18 protein-coding genes are annotated in these 16473 nt (G+C 57.4%); 3 read left to right on the top strand and 15 right to left on the bottom strand.

From position 1 onward, the window contains the following. Positions 1-25: 25 nt before the first annotated feature. On the top strand, positions 26-394 hold the full coding sequence (gene gspS, locus U869_RS0108490; protein ID WP_025121672.1) for a type II secretion system pilot lipoprotein GspS: 369 nt from the start codon (positions 26-28) through the stop codon (positions 392-394). Here the strand turns inward: gspS and U869_RS0108485 are convergent. The 14 genes from U869_RS0108485 to gspC form a co-directional block, all read right to left on the bottom strand. Beyond that, a complete protein-coding gene (locus U869_RS0108485; RefSeq protein ID WP_025123971.1) occupies positions 372-1196 on the bottom strand; it encodes an A24 family peptidase in 825 nt (274 codons plus the stop codon). The genes gspS and U869_RS0108485 overlap by 23 nt on opposite strands. After that, on the bottom strand, positions 1193-1645 hold the full coding sequence (gene gspB, locus U869_RS29985; protein ID WP_025121670.1) for a type II secretion system assembly factor GspB: 453 nt from the start codon (positions 1643-1645) through the stop codon (positions 1193-1195). The genes U869_RS0108485 and gspB overlap by 4 nt, the downstream gene beginning before the upstream one ends. Then, a complete protein-coding gene (locus U869_RS0108475) occupies positions 1624-2373 on the bottom strand; it encodes a type II secretion system protein N (RefSeq protein WP_025121669.1) in 750 nt (249 codons plus the stop codon). Before U869_RS0108475 ends, gspB begins: the two co-directional genes overlap by 22 nt. Further along, positions 2373-2828 (bottom strand): type II secretion system protein GspM, encoded by a 456-nt coding sequence (gspM, locus tag U869_RS0108470; protein WP_025121668.1) that lies wholly within the window; start codon positions 2826-2828, stop codon positions 2373-2375. The genes U869_RS0108475 and gspM overlap by 1 nt, the downstream gene beginning before the upstream one ends. Further along, on the bottom strand, positions 2825-3931 hold the full coding sequence (gene gspL, locus U869_RS29980; RefSeq protein WP_025121667.1) for a type II secretion system protein GspL: 1107 nt from the start codon (positions 3929-3931) through the stop codon (positions 2825-2827). Before gspL ends, gspM begins: the two co-directional genes overlap by 4 nt. A 109-nt stretch (positions 3932-4040) precedes the next feature. Further along, a complete protein-coding gene (gene gspK / locus U869_RS0108460) occupies positions 4041-4964 on the bottom strand; it encodes a type II secretion system minor pseudopilin GspK (RefSeq protein ID WP_025121666.1) in 924 nt (307 codons plus the stop codon). Further along, the gene (gspJ, locus tag U869_RS0108455; protein ID WP_037408676.1) at positions 4961-5557 is read right to left on the bottom strand and encodes a type II secretion system minor pseudopilin GspJ; all 597 of its coding nucleotides are present in this window, start codon (positions 5555-5557) and stop codon (positions 4961-4963) included. The genes gspK and gspJ overlap by 4 nt, the downstream gene beginning before the upstream one ends. Next, on the bottom strand, positions 5554-5934 hold the full coding sequence (gene gspI, locus U869_RS0108450; RefSeq protein ID WP_115650723.1) for a type II secretion system minor pseudopilin GspI: 381 nt from the start codon (positions 5932-5934) through the stop codon (positions 5554-5556). The genes gspJ and gspI overlap by 4 nt, the downstream gene beginning before the upstream one ends. After that, a complete protein-coding gene (gspH, locus tag U869_RS0108445; RefSeq protein WP_157834725.1) occupies positions 5912-6388 on the bottom strand; it encodes a type II secretion system minor pseudopilin GspH in 477 nt (158 codons plus the stop codon). The genes gspI and gspH overlap by 23 nt, the downstream gene beginning before the upstream one ends. Next, complete coding sequence (gene gspG / locus U869_RS0108440; RefSeq protein WP_029987769.1) at positions 6385-6810, bottom strand: type II secretion system major pseudopilin GspG; 426 nt, start codon at positions 6808-6810, stop codon at positions 6385-6387. Before gspG ends, gspH begins: the two co-directional genes overlap by 4 nt. A 34-nt stretch (positions 6811-6844) precedes the next feature. Next, positions 6845-8038 carry a type II secretion system inner membrane protein GspF gene (gspF, locus tag U869_RS0108435; protein ID WP_025121662.1) on the bottom strand — a complete coding sequence of 398 codons (1194 nt, stop codon included), beginning with the start codon at positions 8036-8038 and terminating at the stop codon, positions 6845-6847. A 1-nt stretch (position 8039) separates the two neighbouring features. Further along, positions 8040-9485: a type II secretion system ATPase GspE gene (gspE, locus tag U869_RS0108430; protein WP_029987768.1), complete on the bottom strand. Its 1446-nt coding sequence runs from the start codon at positions 9483-9485 to the stop codon at positions 8040-8042. 3 nt (positions 9486-9488) lie between these two features. Then, positions 9489-11450 (bottom strand): type II secretion system secretin GspD, encoded by a 1962-nt coding sequence (gspD, locus tag U869_RS0108425; RefSeq protein WP_025121660.1) that lies wholly within the window; start codon positions 11448-11450, stop codon positions 9489-9491. After that, positions 11447-12244, bottom strand: coding sequence for a type II secretion system protein GspC (gene gspC / locus U869_RS0108420; protein WP_025121659.1), 798 nt, complete (start codon positions 12242-12244; stop codon positions 11447-11449). The genes gspD and gspC overlap by 4 nt, the downstream gene beginning before the upstream one ends. Positions 12245-12586: 342 nt before the next feature. Between gspC and U869_RS0108410 the strand changes: the two genes are divergently transcribed. Beyond that, positions 12587-14620: a glycoside hydrolase family 3 N-terminal domain-containing protein gene (locus tag U869_RS0108410; RefSeq protein WP_029987764.1), complete on the top strand. Its 2034-nt coding sequence runs from the start codon at positions 12587-12589 to the stop codon at positions 14618-14620. 53 nt (positions 14621-14673) lie between these two features. Here the strand turns inward: U869_RS0108410 and U869_RS0108405 are convergent, their stop codons facing one another. Beyond that, on the bottom strand, positions 14674-15198 hold the full coding sequence (locus U869_RS0108405; RefSeq protein WP_025121656.1) for an NAD(P)H-dependent oxidoreductase: 525 nt from the start codon (positions 15196-15198) through the stop codon (positions 14674-14676). 161 nt (positions 15199-15359) lie between these two features. Between U869_RS0108405 and U869_RS0108400 the strand changes: the two genes are divergently transcribed. Further along, positions 15360-16256 (top strand): LysR family transcriptional regulator, encoded by an 897-nt coding sequence (locus U869_RS0108400; protein ID WP_025121655.1) that lies wholly within the window; start codon positions 15360-15362, stop codon positions 16254-16256. The last annotated feature ends 217 nt before the right edge of the window (positions 16257-16473 follow it).

Below are 16473 nucleotides of genomic sequence, written 5' to 3'. Positions count from 1 at the left end.
TTCAGTGAAAACAAAGGGATTTTGTATGGATCGAGCAAAGAAACTGGCGCTGGGAATACTTCCCCTGTTACTCAGCGCCTGCCAGCAGACCAACCCGCCAGCCACGACGCCAATGGCGCTGGACGGGCAGGCCCAGCAAATCGCTTCCCTGATCGCCGGCACCCAATATCTGAAGTACCAGTGTGGCCGTAGCGATCTGCCCACCAACGGGCAGATTGAACAGGCGGCCTACACTGCGGCCCACCAGCGTGGTTGGCAGCCACCGGCAGGGATGGCGGCCCGCAGCAGCCAACTTTATCAACAACTGCTCAAAGACAACACACCACGCGCCACGCAATGCGCCGAGTTCCAGCAGCTACTCCAGCCCTTCCTCACCACGTTGCCAAAGGCGTAATCAGCACCCACCAACCCGCAACCGCAAGGCAAGGGCCAAAGGGCAATGGATCGCCACGCACGGCGCGCCCAGTCAGGCGCAACAACATGATCGCGACTATCCCCAGCAACGCGGCCCACAATAGCACCAGCGGCAAGCGCTGCCAGCCACACCATGCCCCTAACGCCGCCAGCAGTTTGAAATCACCGTAACCCAGCCCCTCTTTGCCGGTCGCCAGCTTGAATCCCCAGTAGAGTAACCACAGGGATAAGTAACCGCTGACCGCCCCCAACACTGCATCGCTTAGCGGCACCAGTTCTCCCCGTAGATTCACCAGCAGGCCAAGCCACAGCAGGGGCAACGTCAGCATATCGGGCAGCAGCAAGTGCTGAATATCGATCACCATCAGCGCAATCAGCAACCAGGCGCACATTGCCAGCGCTAATGCGCTAGCCCCCGGCGGCCAGTATAGAGCCACCCAACCGCTGCTCAACGCTGCTGCCAATTCCACTAGTGGATAACGCCAGCCGATACGCTGCTGGCAGTGGTGGCAACGACCGCGTAGCCATAGCCAGCTCAACAGCGGGATATTGTGATAAAAGGCGATAGTACGCTGGCAGTGAGGACAACAGGAACGGGGTAAAAACAGGTTAAAGCGAATGGGCAAATCATCGCCCTGCGGCGATAAGCCCAACAAGGCGCGAGATTCAGCTAGCGTACGGCGTTGCAGCATCACTGGCAAACGCCAGATCACGCAGTTCAACACACTGCCAGCCAGCAATCCCAGCACGCACATTATCACTATCCACAGGCTGTCAATCATGGCTCGTTGTCCTGTCCATTCAGCTCGCCACCGGGCCAGTCCTCCAGTGCATCCAGCACCGAAACTTGACCATGCTGCTCCAAAATCGTGACATCCTGCTGGATTTGCGCCACGACTGCACCGCAGACCAGGCTGTCCCCTTCTCGATATTGCCGGCCGTTCAGCGTGATGCTCCGTTGCTGCGGATCTTCGGCGTAGACATGGGCGGTGTAGCGCAGCACAGGTATTACATTGTCCTCACAGGTTTCAATCACTGGCTGCGGCTCGGCCACTGTCTTGGAGGGCTCTGGCAATATCGCGCACGCTGGAGAGAGGTGATAACCGGTCCAGATATCGGCCGCCAGCCAGCCTAATGTCAGAAACATCAAGGCGTAGGTCAGCAACAGCCAAGGGGGAAGGCGATAACCGCCACTGGGTTTGTTCTGGTCTAGTAAAGCTTGATTGGCCATATCCCTGCTACCTCGATCGTCCGTTTTCCTTCAGCACCGGGCCGGGAGGCGGCTTCAACCGCCTGCCGCCATTGCGCCGGAACCGCTTCCATCGTCCCTAAACCACCGCTAAAACGGTAGACGCCACGCCAGTCGATGCTACCCTCACCAAACAGCCTCAACGGCGGTTGCGGTGGATGTAGTGCAAACAGCAAACGCCGTGGCTCACAGCGTAACCTTAGCTGAGGTTCACCCAGCGCCAGAGTTTGCTCCAGCAGGCTAAACTGCGCACTGCGCCACTCAACTTTTGCCACCAGATCCAGGCATTGCCGTGCGTCAAAGCGGGCATCTTCCAGCTTCAGTGCCAATTCACCGTGCCCCTCCAGCGGCAGGGAATATCCCAGCAATGTTGGCAGCACCTCAACGGGCAATTGCCAGCTGCCCGCAGACAGTTGCCAATGCCCCATCCAACCTATCGTGACTCCACCATGTCCCATCTCACCTTCCCGTAGCGTCAAGCGCCAAACCGGCAAGCCATTACGCCAGCCCGATTGCCAGACCAACCTCCCCAACAGGCGTTTACCCACGCGTAATTGCTCGGCCTCACCCTGCCACAGGGTTCCGGATACGCCCCCCCATTGCAGTTGGACCGGAGAAAGGGTCGCCAACAATCGAGCTGGCGCACTCACCAATAGGCAGACGACATACAACAGCACCAGTAGGCAACCACTCAACAGCCAACGGCGCATTATTGACGCTCCAGCAACAACGTGCCGGCCCGCACGCGGCCGTCAGGAGGCAAAGAGGATTGCAACTGCAGCTCCATCACTCTTATCCCACCCCGGCTTTCCACCTGATCTAGCCAACGCAGCACATCCTCGGCGTTTGCCACGGCCAGTTCCACCCGTATCTGACCCTGTTGCTCCGTCGTGCCCCGTAGCGTTAGTCCCTGCTCGGCGATGGTTTTTTCCAACAACTGGCGTAAGTCGCCGTTGACTGCGGGCTGCGGTGAAATTTGTTGCAACTGCCGCCACTGTAAACGCAACTGCTGTTGCCGCTGCTGTTGGTTGGCTATCGCCTGTTGTAACGGTTGCCACACCATCAGCCACAGACCAGCAGCCATCACGGTACTCAGCAGAACCAGCATCAAGCGACGCTCGCGCAGGGAACGCTGCCGCCAGTTGGCCCAGAGTTTGCCCATCATTCGGCCTCCCGAGGTTCAAGCGTCAACATGCCATCTGGCACACTGCTTACGCTGAAGCGTTCGGCCAATATCTGCCGCGCACGCTGCACCTGAGGCATTTCGCCAGCCAGACGTAGCTGCAACCGTGCCGGAACTGCAGAGTAATGCAGTTGTTGTACGGTGACCCCTGGCGGTAGAGCTGGCAGTTGCGCCAGCCACGCCGTCAGCCCTGGCGTGGTTTCTTGCTGTACAGCTCGCCGTACCGTGGCCTGCCAGCGCTGCTCACTTTGCCCAGGAAAACGCTGGCGAAACTGCTGCAACAGTTGTTGCTCCAGCGCGTCCCCTTGCTGAGTCAACTGCCACCACACCATGCCCTGCTGACAAAACAGCAGGATCAGCACAACCATGGCCGCGATCAATGGGGTACGCCATGCCTTCTGCGATGCCGTTTTTTGGTGAGGGAGTAATGAAACCGCCTGCGGTACGCTACGGGCCAGCAGCGTCACGGGGTTGGTTAGCGGGCAGAGCTGCCATTGCTGGCCCTCGGGCGGAAGTAAGCCATAGCAGCGCACGTTAGGCAGCGGCTGGGCTCGTTGCCAGGCTCGCAGCCACAGCGGTAGCCAATTGGCCTCCACCTCCACGCCTTGCCAAAGGCCAGTGCGTAATAGCCAGCGGTCACCCCAAGGCAAAGCGGATATTTCACCTTCGACCCAGGGCAGCAGCAGCACATCTGGAACCACTTTAGCCAATGAGATACCCGCCGCGCTAAACGGTGCTTGCCAACGGGTTAGTTGTTTTTGAGCAACCACCGCCACCCAGAGCGTTTCCCCAGAGGAACCTAAAGGGATAATGCTGACGTCTTCCGGCACACAGGCCAGCCGTTCCTCCAATAGCCAAGGCAATGTTCGCAGTCCTGCGGCATCATGCCGCCCCGGGAGATGGACGTGGTACAACCCCACGCCAGCGGCAGGCACCAACAGACAGACTTTATCTTGCGGGTAGCGGACAGCTAATTCACCGAGTGCCTCAGGCACGACTTCGCCAGACTCGGCGGTAGCTTCCCCATCAGCCTGGATACGTAGCCATGGCATCTTTGCCTGTTTATCTGCGTCGCCATGCAGCACCAGGTAATGGGGTGCTGGGTTTTGGCCCTGTGATATTCCCCTCACCCTAACCCTCTCCCACAGGGAGAGGGGACCGAATGTGCCACGTTATGAGTCTGTGCATTCTCTGTCATTCCTCGATCTCCCAATGCCGCCACAGTACCTGGGTTTGCCCACCCTGGCGTCGTAGCAGGCTGGTCTGCCGATAGGTTGCATCGGCCATCTGTACCCTTGCCCGTAGGCTGAAATAATTGCTGTTCAGCACCAGATACTGTCGCTGGCTAGCCAAAGGGATCAGCTCTGCCATCGGTTGCTCCAGCGTTTCCCAGCCGGCCGGTGGGCGACGTGCCAGCACCTGACGGATTTGGGTTTCATCCATTCCCTCCACCAACGCCGCCAGCAGCGGCCATTGTGCAGGGAGTAATGTATTGATATTGATGCGTAAAGATCCCTCAGGCAACGCACAGACCAACGGCCGCAACCGCTGTAACAACGCAGCGCTGATACCTCGCACCTGACGCAATTCGCTGACATCCTGTAAACGCTGTCTGGCGGTCAAATAAGGAGGACGATGTGCGGCATACTCTTCATCCTCTGCCCCACCGTCACGTGGGATATCGTCCTCATCCAGCCAGTCGGCCAGCGCTGCACCGATCTGCTGCGCCTGTCCAGGCTCTTCCTCCAGCAGGACCAGCAAGCGGGTGAAAATCCGCTGTATGCCCTCGTTGCCCGCCACGGCATTCAAATTGAAGCAGGCCTGCGCATCCGCCAATTGCGCCTGCAACTCGGCATCCTCTAATGGGAAACGTTGCCCACTGGTCGCCCAACGCTGGGCAAGATGAGTGTGTGAGGCATCGTCGCGGGCATCTAGGCTCAACAGCTTTGTGGCCAGCGTTTCAGCCCCGGCGGCGTACCATTTACCTTGCAAACGCTGGTGCAATTGCAGGCTGTACTGGAAGCTGAAAAACCAGCGCTCTGTCGCTACTGCGGCCAGCGCGGCCATCACCGCCAACAGCATCAATACCATCAGCAACGCCATGCCACGCTGTTTCATCGAGCCTCCGGTAACAGAAAACGGCGCACCACCGTGCCCCCCTCATCCAATGTCAGCGCCACCTCTATCGCCTGGGGCAAACCCTCACCTCCCTGCCACTGCCGAGACCAGCGCCCCTGAGACCAATAGCGCAGCCGTAGCCCACGCACGTCGGCCAACAGCCGCTGGCGGTGGGGTTGGGTGCTGACGGGGACATCGGGATAATCGAAATACTCACGGATTAACTCCCCCTCGGCCAGCCGATAGCCAACACGTTGCAACTGCGAACGCGGTAGTTGATCGCCGGGATTAGGCCAGCCGCTGTGGGTAAACATCAGACTGTCTCCGTCGCTACGCCCCTCGCTCGCCACCAAAGTCGCACCGGAAAAACCTTCGCTGCCACGCACCGTTCTGGGGCGCATAGCAAAGGTGTCACGCTCCAGCAAAGTGAACGCATGTTGGATTTGTGCCAGCCGTTGCGCATGGCGGGCAGAAAACTGTTCCAGCTCCAAGCCCTGTAGCAACAGGCGGTTCGCCATCAGGCTCAGCAACGCAAACACCGCCAGCGCCAGAATCATCTCCAGCAGGGTAAAACCCGCACTGCGCCTGTTCATGGTTGCACCACGTAAGTACGCAACACAGTGAGAGGTTGACCACCCTGTTGCCAAGGTGCAGCCGACACCTCAACTTCCAGCGCCCGCAGCCCCTGCAATTCGCTCGCCACACCACGCCAGCGCCAATACCAGATACGCCCGGCCTGCTCGCTGCTGCCTTGTGTCCAATGCAACGACGGCCAGACGGATTGCAGCCGCAGCTCCACCATCTGGTTTTCTGCCACCCAGTCGGCATAGGTTTTATCGGCAAGCCGCCCCGGCCCCAGTGCCAGATGGCCCAGGCTTTGCAACAGAGCCAACGCCGCGACGGAAAAAATCGCCAGCGCCACCAGCACCTCCAGCAGCGTCATGCCGCTATGTTTTTTCAACGAGGTCATCGAGAGTGCGTATCCTGCCCTGCTCATCCAGCACGATCTCGGCCATCAGGCGTTCGGCATAAAAGTAACGCAGCCGGAACGGCGTCACTTCACCACCCGGCAGCATTAATACCTGAGGAACGCCCTCAGCGACGTCTAGCGGTTGCTCCAACTCCAGGCGCCAACCCTTGGGCAAGGTTTGTGCTGCCGCCCCCTGTGGCAACGAAAGGTCTTGCCAGCCCTGCGCGTGCCAATGCTTGAACTGCCAACGATTGGGCTGCACCAGCAGGCCATACGTGCGCCCTTCCAGCGTCGCCTGGTAGGTTAAACGTTGGAGCCGTTCCGCCAGCCGTTGGCTTTCCCGCTCAGCCCGGTAGGCTGTACTTGGCATCTGGACGATAACCAACCAGGTGCCGATCCCCAGCAGCAACAGCACCAGCATCATCTCCAGCAATGTGAACCCCCGCTGCTTCAACGATCCTGATCCCAGTTGCCGATATCGTCGGCCGTCCCCACCTCACCATCTGGTCCGGCAGAGAAGATATCTACCTTGCCATGCTCACCCGGCTGGCGGAGTTGATAGCTATTGCCCCAGGGATCCTTCGGTAAACGGCGTATATAACCGTCTTCCGGGTAACTGCGCGGAACCGGCGGCTGAGTCGGCCGGGCAATCAACGCCTCCAGCCCCTGCGCCGTGGTGGGATAGCGGCTATTATCCAGGCGATACATGTCCAACGCGCTTTCCAGCGCGACGATATCACTGACGGCCTTTTGCAGATCCGCCTTGTCTTTATTACCCATCAGGTTGGGCACCACCAGGCTCGCCAAAATGCCGAGAATGACGATCACCACCATAATCTCCAACAGGGTGAACCCCGCCTGACGTGGCCTTTCCATCGTGTTTTGTTGCATTGCATTTACCTCTGCGTACTTACAGCGTCATCATTGTGTTCAGTTGCAAAATCGGTTGCAGGATGGCCAGCACGATAAACAGCACTACCGCCGCCATCACCACGACCAACAAAGGTTCAAACAGGCTGAAAAATAGCGTGATGCGGGCCTGAAACTGGCGATCCTGATTGTCGGCGGCACGCAGTAACATATCGCCCAGCTCGCCGCTGCGTTCGCCAGCCGCGATCATGTGGCGCATCATCGGTGGAAACAGCGCAGTCTGTTCCAGTGCCTGTTGCAGGCTACCCCCCTCACGCACTCGCTCCCCGGCTGCGATCAACAACCTGCTGGCCTGTAAGTTGCCGAGTACCTGCGCACTGATCTGCATGGCCTGCAACAACGGCACACCGCTGTGATAAAGAATGCTCAGGGTGCGGGCATAGCGGGCGGTGTTCATTTCCCGGATCAGGCGGCCACTGCCAGGTAACACCAACAACTGCCGATGCAGAGCAAGACGATTGGCCGGACGACGCAGCAACCACAGAGCCAGCAGGCCGGCACAGGCCGCCAACAACACTATCCAGGGGCCAAATTGGCGTACCCCGTCGCTCAGCGACATCAGCAAACGGGTGCTCAGTGGTAGGGTCTGTTTCATATGGATAAACTGCTCCACCACCTTCGGCACCACAGCGCTGAGCAGGGTAGTCACTACACCAATCGCTACCAGCGTGAGCAACACCGGATAGACCAATGCCTGGGTCAGACGGCTCTTCATCTGTTGGCGCTGCTCGGCGTAGTCGGCCAGGCGGTTGAGTACGCCATCCAGTTGGCCCGATGCCTCGCCCGCCGCTACCATGGCGCAATACAGCGGACCAAAGGCTCGGGGATGTTCGCGTAGCGCATCCGCCAAGGTGAAACCTTCAATCACCCGTAGACGCACGGCTTGCAGCACCTGCGCAACTCGCCGGTCTTCACTCTGCTGCATCACTGCATGAAGCACCTCAGCCAACGGCAATCCCGCGGCGACCATCGTCGCCAACTGGCGCATGACCAAGGCTAGCGCGGTGCCTTTTAGCGCCACGCGGCGCTGGCGCGGTGTGCATTCGCGCAGCGTCATTACCAGCAAACCTTGTTCGCGCAGGCTCTTGCCAGCCTGGCGCTCCGATTCCGCTTCGATCTTGCCGCGACGTTGTTTTCCCTTGGCATCTCGCGCCAGATAGTCAAATTGCACCATCTCAATGGCTCCGGGTCACACGTGTGACCTCTTCCAAGGTGGTCGTGCCAGCCAGCACCAAATCCAGCCCACACTGATAAAGCGTGGCTCCCTGCAAACGGTGCTCCAATGCTGCTTCACTCTCGCCGCTCTGGATCGCTCTACGCAGTCCGTCATCGAGCCGCAACAGTTCATGGAGTGCCGTACGGCCGCGGTATCCGCTACCATTACAGGTGCTGCAACCAACAGCACGATAAACGCGGCTGCCAGCCGGTAGCGGTTGCCCTTCTCCTACCACCCAGGGCTGTCGGCAGGCCGGGCACAGCACGCGCACCAAACGCTGGGCCAAAACAGCCAGCAGAGAGGTGGCCAGCAGGAAAGGTTCAACGCCCATGTCCTGCAGACGTGTTACCGCCCCAGCCGCGCTGTTGGTATGCAGCGTGGAGAGCACCAGATGGCCGGTCAGCGAAGCCTGCACCGCAATCGCGGCCGTTTCGCCGTCGCGGATCTCACCCACCATCACCACGTCCGGATCCTGGCGCAAAATGGCTCGCAACCCCCGGGCGAAGGTCATGTCTACCTTGCCGTTAACCTGAGTTTGACCAATACCGGGCAGATCGTATTCGATGGGATCTTCTACCGTCAGGATGTTGCGTTCTTTACTGTTTAACTGGCTCAGACCGGCATATAGGGTGGTACTTTTGCCAGAGCCGGTGGGGCCGGTCACCAGGATGATGCCGTGTGGCTGTGCCAACAACGCCCCCACCTGCTGGCATAGCGACGGAGCCATGCCCAACGCAGCCAGATCCAGCGGTACGCTGTTTTTATCCAACAGGCGCAGCACCACCCGTTCACCATGGTTGGCCGGCAGTGTAGAAACCCGCACATCGATCGCCCGCCCCCCAATACGTAATGCAATGCGCCCGTCCTGTGGAATGCGTTTTTCGGCAATGTCCAACCGTGCCATGACCTTGATGCGTGACACCAGCAGCGCAGCCAGCCGGCGCTGTGGCTGAAGGATCTCGCGCAGCACGCCGTCGATGCGAAAACGGATACTGAGGTAGCGTTCAAAGGTTTCGATATGCACATCGGATGCACCCTCTTTGATCGCTTCACTCAGCATGGCGTTGATCAGTCGGATAATCGGCGCGCCGTCGTCACTTTCCAGCAAGTCACCCTGCTCCGGCAACTCCTCCGCCAGAGTGTAAAAATCCAGTTCACTGCCCAGCTCTGCCATCATGCGCCGCACCTGAGCAGAATCCTGTTGGTAGCTGGCGGCCAGTTGCCGTTCGAACGCCTCGTCTTCCAGTTCCTGCACCTGCAATGGCACCGCGGCGACCCGTCGGGCTTCCTGGAGTGCCATCACCGTCACGTCGCCACGACACCACAGGAGTGTATTTCCATCGGGGTTACGCATCAGCAAGACGCCGTGGCTGCGGGCAAAGCCCGGGGAAAGCAAAGGTTCCATGCTTTACCTCACCGTACCTTGGGTGCTGTAAAACAGCGCGATAGCGCTACGCACCTCATTAAATCCTTGGCCTGACTGTTGTAATTCTGGCAGCGACAAGGGATCGCCGCCTTCGCTGTTCCACAGGCTTTTTTCACTCACTTTTTGCGCGCTATCCTGTTTGAACTGCTGGTACTTCCCTGCCGATGCGCCGTCGTAATGCTGTTGATCGCGGATGATCGTCGGGCGGATGAACAGCATCAGGTTACGTTTTTCGCGGCTCTTGCTCTTGGAGCGGAACAGGTTGCCCAGCAACGGAATATCCCCCAGCACCGGCACCTTGCTGGCGCTCTCGCGGCTGCTGTGATCCAGTAATCCACCCACCACCACGGTAGATCCGCTGGACACCAGCACCGCATTGTTCACCGTGCGGGTGTTGAAGGTGGCCCCCAGCTCGGCGTTGGCGCTGTTGGCGGTGTCTGCCACGCTGGATACTTCCTGTTCGATCTCCAGCATTACCGAGTCTCCGTCGTTGATCTGCGGCTTGACCTTCAGCTTGATCCCTACGGTCTTGCGCTCAACGGTATTGAATACGTGGTCGCCTGAGGTGGTCTGCGAACCGGTCAGCACAGGAACCTCCTGGCCGACATTAAAAGTGGCTTCTTTGTTGTCGAGGGTGACAATGCTGGGGGTCGCCAGGATGTCGTTCTGGCTGTCGCTGGACAGGGCGGTCAGCAACATGGCCCAGTTGCCAGAGTAGAAACCGGCGGCAATGCCATTGAAGGAGGCCAGTGCGCTGGCCATGCTGGCGGGAACGGTGCCGTCCTGCCGATATTGTTGCGCCCCGGCAGCCAGGGTGGTGATCGGCAGACCGGTATTGGTGAACTGGGTAACCCCGGCGTGTTTATTACCCCATTGGATGCCCAAATTCAGCCCGTCGGCGTTTTGCACCTCGGCGATGATCGCTTCCACCAATACCTGTGGTCGCCGGATATCCAGACGGGTAATCACCCGTTCCAGCTCATTCATCACGTCCGGGGCAGCGTTAACGATCAACGAATTGGTCTGCGGATCGGCCTTGATCATGGTGTCTTTGGTCAGGGCTGCACCGTTTTTGCTGGCGGCAGGATCCTTCTCCAACTCGCTGCTGATGCCGCTGAGCACGGCGGCAAGCTTTTCGGCATTGGCGTATTTCAGGTAAATCACCTGGGTATTGCCACGGCTGACCTGGGGCTTGTCCAACTGACGTACCGTCGCAGTCAGGCGCTCTTGGGTGCTGGCATCACCGCTAATCAGCACCGCATTGGTGCGCTCATCCGCCACGATACGCCCGGCAGGGGCCGCACCTTTGCCATTTTCCTGCTCCATCTGCGTGACCAGCCGAGCCACTTCAGCCGCCGCCGCATGTTGCAGCGGCAGGGTTTTCACCGAGCGATCGCCTGCCCGATCGACACGCTCAATAATCTGCATCAGGCGGTTAATCACCGCAGCGCGCCCGGTAAGCAGCAGCACGTTCGAAGGATCGTAATGCACCACATTGCCCACGCCCGCATTGTCATTCAACTGACGCAACAGCGGGGCCAAATCGCGAGCAGTAACGTTGTGCAACGGGGCAACCCGCGTGACGACTTCATCACCCCGGGCCGTGGTGCTGTCATCCACCACCGGGACCGAGCCACTTTTGGCATCCTTGGACTTCACTACCTTCAGTACGCCGTTATCCATCGGCACGACGGCAAAGCCGTACACATCCAGCACGCTGAGGAAAAACTGGTAATACTGCTGTTCATTGAGCATGTCGTAACTGCGCACGGTGATAGTACCGCGCACGCTGGGATCGATAATCACCGTTTTGTTGAGGTTTTTGCTGACGGTGTTGATGAACTCCTGCGCCTCAACCCCTTTGAAACTGGCTGAAAACTCCGCCCCTAGCGCAGGCAGCGCCAGGCCTAACATCCCTATCAGCACCAGGCAAAATTGCCTCATGGCGTTCCCTCATCAAGTGAAATCGTAATGTCATGGCGCTGCCCTTCACGCTCCACGCTGACCGTTGCGGCAGTGAGCTGCGGCAATTGCAGCAAGATCTGCTGTGCCTGCTGGTTATCGCGTAGATCCGTACCGTTGATTGCCACCGCCAGATCATCGGGTTTAAAGCCAAGCTGGCCAAATAGCGTGGGTTGGCGGCCAGGGTTAATACGGTAACCAAGCAGTGTGTTGCTCTCATCGCGCACCGGCGACACACTCAGATAATCAAAAATTTGCTGGGGGTGTTGCACCACGCTGGATGCCAACTTGCGCTCCACCTGAGCCCCGCGATAGGCCTGTTGCGGGTAGCTCAACAGGCGCAATCCACCTGGCTCTGCCAGCACAACGCCTTCTACGCCGATTTGCCGCACGCGCACCCCGGCAATCGGCAGCACATCGCCTTCACCATAACTGGCCTGTTTTCCTTGATATTGGATCACCGCCAGCGCCGCACCTGGCTCGCTGCTGGCTAGCAACCCGGTCAACGTCAGGGGTAAACCGGTCAGGGTTTGCGGAGTGGCAGCCTGAGCCATGGGTGTTCCGAACAAGGCTCTGGGCAAAGCCTGTGCCGGCACGGCAGACTGAGTAGCAGAGGCTGCGGCCGGTAGAACAGCGGTTTCTGGCGGCAACAACCACTGCCAGGTGAGCGACGCCAACAGCCAGGTTACGGCCAGAATTAGCCCACCATTGAGCAGGTTCAAACCATAGGTTGACCACGGCGCAAACAAAGTCTTTACCCCCCGTCGTTCAATCATATATTTAACGTGGAGTAATCAGGTCGTATTATTCCCCATATAAATAAGTCACACAGTAAAATTATTATGTTCATAATTATTCCTTGCACTTAAATTCACTTAATTTTTTCTTAAAACATTATTACGCTATTTCCGACGGCAAAAGAACTGCACCAAAGATCAAAGTGTGAAGGAAGTCCCAAATTGCAAATAGATTTATTTCACGCTGTAAAAAAAACATGCAATAATAGATAAAAATAAGAATAAACCATAATATACTGATAAATATAATTATTTTAAATAAAGCCACCAAGATAATTTTCTCTACCCATCTTTTACCTCTCGTGATATGGAGCATTCTTTATGACTATCAAAAAGAAGTCGTTATTTATATTCAGTGGTTTATTAGCCGCCGGATTAACTGGCTGCGACAGTAATGATTCGCAGATTACTCCGAGCAATCAGGCGGAACTGGAGAGTAGGAATATTCCAACTCTAACCGTCGATGGGCTGAAATTTAAAGATCTTAATAAAAATGGTCAGCTTGAACCTTATGAAGATTGGCGTCTCGATAGCGCCACCCGTGCCCGCGATCTGACCTCCCGCATGAACGTGGAGGAAAAAGCGGGTGCCATGATGCACGGCACCATCGGCCTGAATGGCGCTGGCCGGGTAGATATCAGCGCAGCCGAAGAAGACGTGAACCAGCGCTTCGTCAATACGTTCATTACCCGCATGGCAGGCGATCCGCAGCATATTTCCGCCGATAACAATGCGCTGCAAGAGATGGCCGAGAAATCTCGCCTCGGCATTCCTGTCACCATCAGTACCGACCCGCGTAACCATTTCGTTAACGATCCTAATGCCACCAGCGTCGCGGCAGGCAGCTTCTCCCAATGGCCTGAACCCCTTGGCCTGGCGGCGATAGACGATACCGCACTGGTGAAAACCTTTGGCGATATTGCCCGTCAGGAATACCGGGCCGTTGGCATCCACATGGCATTATCACCCCAGGCTGACCTGGCAACCGAACCTCGCTGGGGTCGCATCAACGGCACCTTCGGCGAGGATAACCAACTCGCCAAACGCCAGGTACAAGCCTATATCGAGGGCTTCCAGCATGGTGATAAGGGTCTGACCCCGGATAGTGTCATCACGGTGGTAAAACACTTTGCCGGTGGTGGCCCGCAGCTTGGTGGGCTGGATCCACATAACGTCTATGGCAAAGAACAGGTTTATCCAGGCGACAATCTGGAATATCACCTGGTGCCATTTGAAGGGGCGTTTGCCGCGAATGTCGCTTCGGTGATGCCCTATTACGGCCAACCGATCAACCTGTGGTACCAGAATAAACTGATTGAAGAAGTAGGCTTTGGCTTCAATAAACAGGTATTGACCGAGATGCTGCGCGGCCGCTTTGGCTTCACCGGCGTGGTGCTGAGCGACTGGGGTATCCTGGAAAGCTGCGAAGGTAAATGTGCCACCGGCATCAGCGATGCCGACATCGCTGCCGGCGTCTCGCCTTGGACCGCCGGGATCGGTATGTCCTGGGGCGTGGAGAATCTCACCCGTCAGGAACGCGTAGTGAAGGCGGTGGAAGCCGGGATTGATCAATTCGGCGGTACCAGTGATCCAAGCGATCTGATTGCAGCCATCAACGAACAACAGCTGCCGATCGCCAGCATCGACGCTTCCGTCGCACGTATTTTGCAGCAGAAGTTTGAGCTGGGGCTGTTTGAAAAGCCTTACGTAGATGAAACCCAGGCGGTGAAAATTGTTGGCAATGCAGAATTCCAGCAAAAAGGGGATGAGGCACAACGCCGTGCGCAGATCCTGTTGCAGAACAACAACACTCTGTTACCGCTGGCTCTGAGCGGCAAGAAGGTGTTCCTGCATAACGTCAACGCTACCGTAGCAGCACGTTATGGGCTGGAAGTGGTCGCGACACCGGAAGAGGCGGAAATCGCGATTCTGCGCGTGGATACCCCGCATCAGAACGATCCGCACTATCCGTTTGGCGTATCGGTTAACTTCGGTCAACTGGGCTTTGACGATGCCGACACCGTGGTGCTGGATCAGAAAGCTGGCACGTATAGCGGCAGTGAAGACTATCAACTGATCAAGCAAGTGAAAGCACTTAATCTGCCAACGGTGATCTCCGTTTACCTCGATCGCCCTGCCATTCTGACCAATATTGTGGATAAAACCGACGTGCTGCTGGCCAACTTCGGTGCTTCCGATGAGGCAGTGCTGGATGTGATCACCGGCAAGAGCAAGGCACAGGGTAAATTACCGTTTGAACTGCCATCCAGCTGGCAAGCGGTGTTGGATCAGAAAGAGGATGTCGCGCACGATTCTGCCGATCCGCTGTTCCCTATCGGCGCGGGTATTTTGTAATCCCCCTCACCTTCCCCCTCTTCTGAGCCAGGAGAGGGGTTTATTCCCTAAACTCAAAAACGCTGTATCAGTTTCACTACGTCAGCAGCTTCCCGCGCCAGCGTTTCATCGCTCATATCAAACACGCCCTGTACCAGATGCGGCGGCAGATAATCCATACCGGTCAGATTGGCCACCGCGTTAAATGGCTTCAACAGATCGCCAACCGGATAACGGTTATAGCCTGCCGGTGAATAGACCTGCGCATTACCGCCGGTAGTGACTACCAGCTGCAATGGCTTGCCCTGTAGTTTGGTGCCTTCACTGCCATAGGCGAAACCATAAGTTAATACCGCATCCTGCCATTCGCTGAGGATTGCCGGTGAGCTGTACCAATAGAACGGGAACAGCATCACTACCACATCATGCGCCTGTAGCAGTTCCTGCTCGCGAGCGACGTCAATCTGGTAGTCCGGATACACGCGCATCAGCTCATGTACGGTGACGTTAGATAACGGCCGCAGCGTCTCGATTAGTGCCTTATTGATGCGGGAATCGTCGGGGAAACGGTGGGCGGTCAGGACTAAAATACGCGACATGGGAAGCTCCAGATTTATCGATACAAAACCAGGCGGGCGCGGCATGCAGCGCCCCTACCAACTGAACCAGTGAGGTTATGGATCACCATTTTTTCATTTCCTCGCGTTCCGGTGTAGTCTGTAAGCCGTCACATTAACTTCAACCTAAAGTATCAACCACCATGCCGCTGCCGATGGATGTGCACCGCCTGTTACCGGCGTTTCTTAGCGCCGCTCAGACACAGAACTTCTCCGCCGCCGCACGCCAACTGGGCGTCACTCCGGCGGCGATCAGCAAAAATATCCGTGTGCTGGAAGAGAAGCTGGCGCTGCGGCTGTTCCAACGCAACACCCACAGCGTAGTACTGACCGACGAGGGCAAAGCCTTGCTGGAGCAGGTGGCACCGCTGTGGCAGGCGCTGACCACCACGTTGGAGCTGGCCGGGGGAGCGCAACTTCCTCCTGCCGGCAGCGTGCGCGTCAGTATGATCCCCGGCTTTGGGCGTCAGGTGCTGATGCCGCTGATCCCTGAGTTTTTACAGCGCTACCCGATGATCGATCTGGATCTGTCGCTGGATGCCCGGGTGGTCAATCTGGTGGGTGAAGGTTTTGATGTGGGTATCGGCAGCCAGGTCGATCCCGACAGTCGGCTGGTAGCCCGCCCGCTCTACCCAATGCAGATGGTCTTGGTCGCCTCTCCCGGTTACCTCGCCCAACATGGCACACCACAGCTGCCGGAAGATCTGCTGCAACACAGTTGCCTGCTGCACCGCAACCCGGCTACCGGGCGCAATGTGAAATGGCCACTGCCGGACAAAACGTTGGAGCTGCATGGCCGTCTGACCGCCAGCAGCCCGGAAATGTTATTAGATTCCGCATTGACCGGGCTAGGTATTGCTTGCCTATCGCGCTGGTACGTTGAGCAGCATTTTTCCCAGGGAACGTTGCTGCCGGTGCTACAGGATTGCTGGCCAAAACCCACGCAAATCTGGCTCTATTATGCCTCGGCAGATCTGCCGCCACGGGTGCGCGTCTGGGTGGATTTTTTACTGGCGCATTTTCGCCGCAATTCGGCGTGATGCGATCGAAATCACGCTTTAACGATCTTTCGGATAATCGGCATTCTTCATTCAAGCCGCTGATAGCAAGGGTTACAAATATTCCCCAAACGGCTAGCTGTACAGCGTTCAAACGGCTCCCCCGATTCTTTGACCTGTGTCATAAAAACCGATGTCACACCCATATATAGTGCCCATATAAATTCAATCACCTATATATAGTATTTATCCACAAAAT

Origin of the sequence: Serratia sp. H1w (assembly GCF_000633355.1) — a bacterium.
Taxonomy (GTDB): domain Bacteria; phylum Pseudomonadota; class Gammaproteobacteria; order Enterobacterales; family Enterobacteriaceae; genus Chania.
The sequence above is the reverse complement of the archived record's forward strand: the minus strand, read 5'-3'. Positions and strand labels throughout refer to the sequence as shown.

What these genes read in the sequence shown, in the direction of transcription:
- gspS (WP_025121672.1), top strand. Translation starts at nt 26, where the DNA reads ATGGATCGAGCAAAGAAACTGGCGCTGGGAATACTTCCCCTGTTACTC.
- gspM (WP_025121668.1), bottom strand. Translation starts at nt 2,828, where the DNA reads ATGATGGGCAAACTCTGGGCCAACTGGCGGCAGCGTTCCCTGCGCGAG.
- gspE (WP_029987768.1), bottom strand. Translation starts at nt 9,485, where the DNA reads ATGGAACCTTTGCTTTCCCCGGGCTTTGCCCGCAGCCACGGCGTCTTG.
- gspK (WP_025121666.1), bottom strand. Translation starts at nt 4,964, where the DNA reads ATGAAACAGCGTGGCATGGCGTTGCTGATGGTATTGATGCTGTTGGCG.
- gspC (WP_025121659.1), bottom strand. Translation starts at nt 12,244, where the DNA reads ATGATTGAACGACGGGGGGTAAAGACTTTGTTTGCGCCGTGGTCAACC.
- U869_RS0108410 (WP_029987764.1), top strand. Translation starts at nt 12,587, where the DNA reads ATGACTATCAAAAAGAAGTCGTTATTTATATTCAGTGGTTTATTAGCC.
- gspJ (WP_037408676.1), bottom strand. Translation starts at nt 5,557, where the DNA reads ATGAACAGGCGCAGTGCGGGTTTTACCCTGCTGGAGATGATTCTGGCG.
- U869_RS0108400 (WP_025121655.1), top strand. Translation starts at nt 15,360, where the DNA reads ATGCCGCTGCCGATGGATGTGCACCGCCTGTTACCGGCGTTTCTTAGC.
- gspG (WP_029987769.1), bottom strand. Translation starts at nt 6,810, where the DNA reads ATGGAAAGGCCACGTCAGGCGGGGTTCACCCTGTTGGAGATTATGGTG.
- U869_RS0108405 (WP_025121656.1), bottom strand. Translation starts at nt 15,198, where the DNA reads ATGTCGCGTATTTTAGTCCTGACCGCCCACCGTTTCCCCGACGATTCC.
- U869_RS0108475 (WP_025121669.1), bottom strand. Translation starts at nt 2,373, where the DNA reads ATGCGCCGTTGGCTGTTGAGTGGTTGCCTACTGGTGCTGTTGTATGTC.
- gspF (WP_025121662.1), bottom strand. Translation starts at nt 8,038, where the DNA reads ATGGTGCAATTTGACTATCTGGCGCGAGATGCCAAGGGAAAACAACGT.
- gspB (WP_025121670.1), bottom strand. Translation starts at nt 1,645, where the DNA reads ATGGCCAATCAAGCTTTACTAGACCAGAACAAACCCAGTGGCGGTTAT.
- U869_RS0108485 (WP_025123971.1), bottom strand. Translation starts at nt 1,196, where the DNA reads ATGATTGACAGCCTGTGGATAGTGATAATGTGCGTGCTGGGATTGCTG.
- gspI (WP_115650723.1), bottom strand. Translation starts at nt 5,934, where the DNA reads ATGACCTCGTTGAAAAAACATAGCGGCATGACGCTGCTGGAGGTGCTG.
- gspD (WP_025121660.1), bottom strand. Translation starts at nt 11,450, where the DNA reads ATGAGGCAATTTTGCCTGGTGCTGATAGGGATGTTAGGCCTGGCGCTG.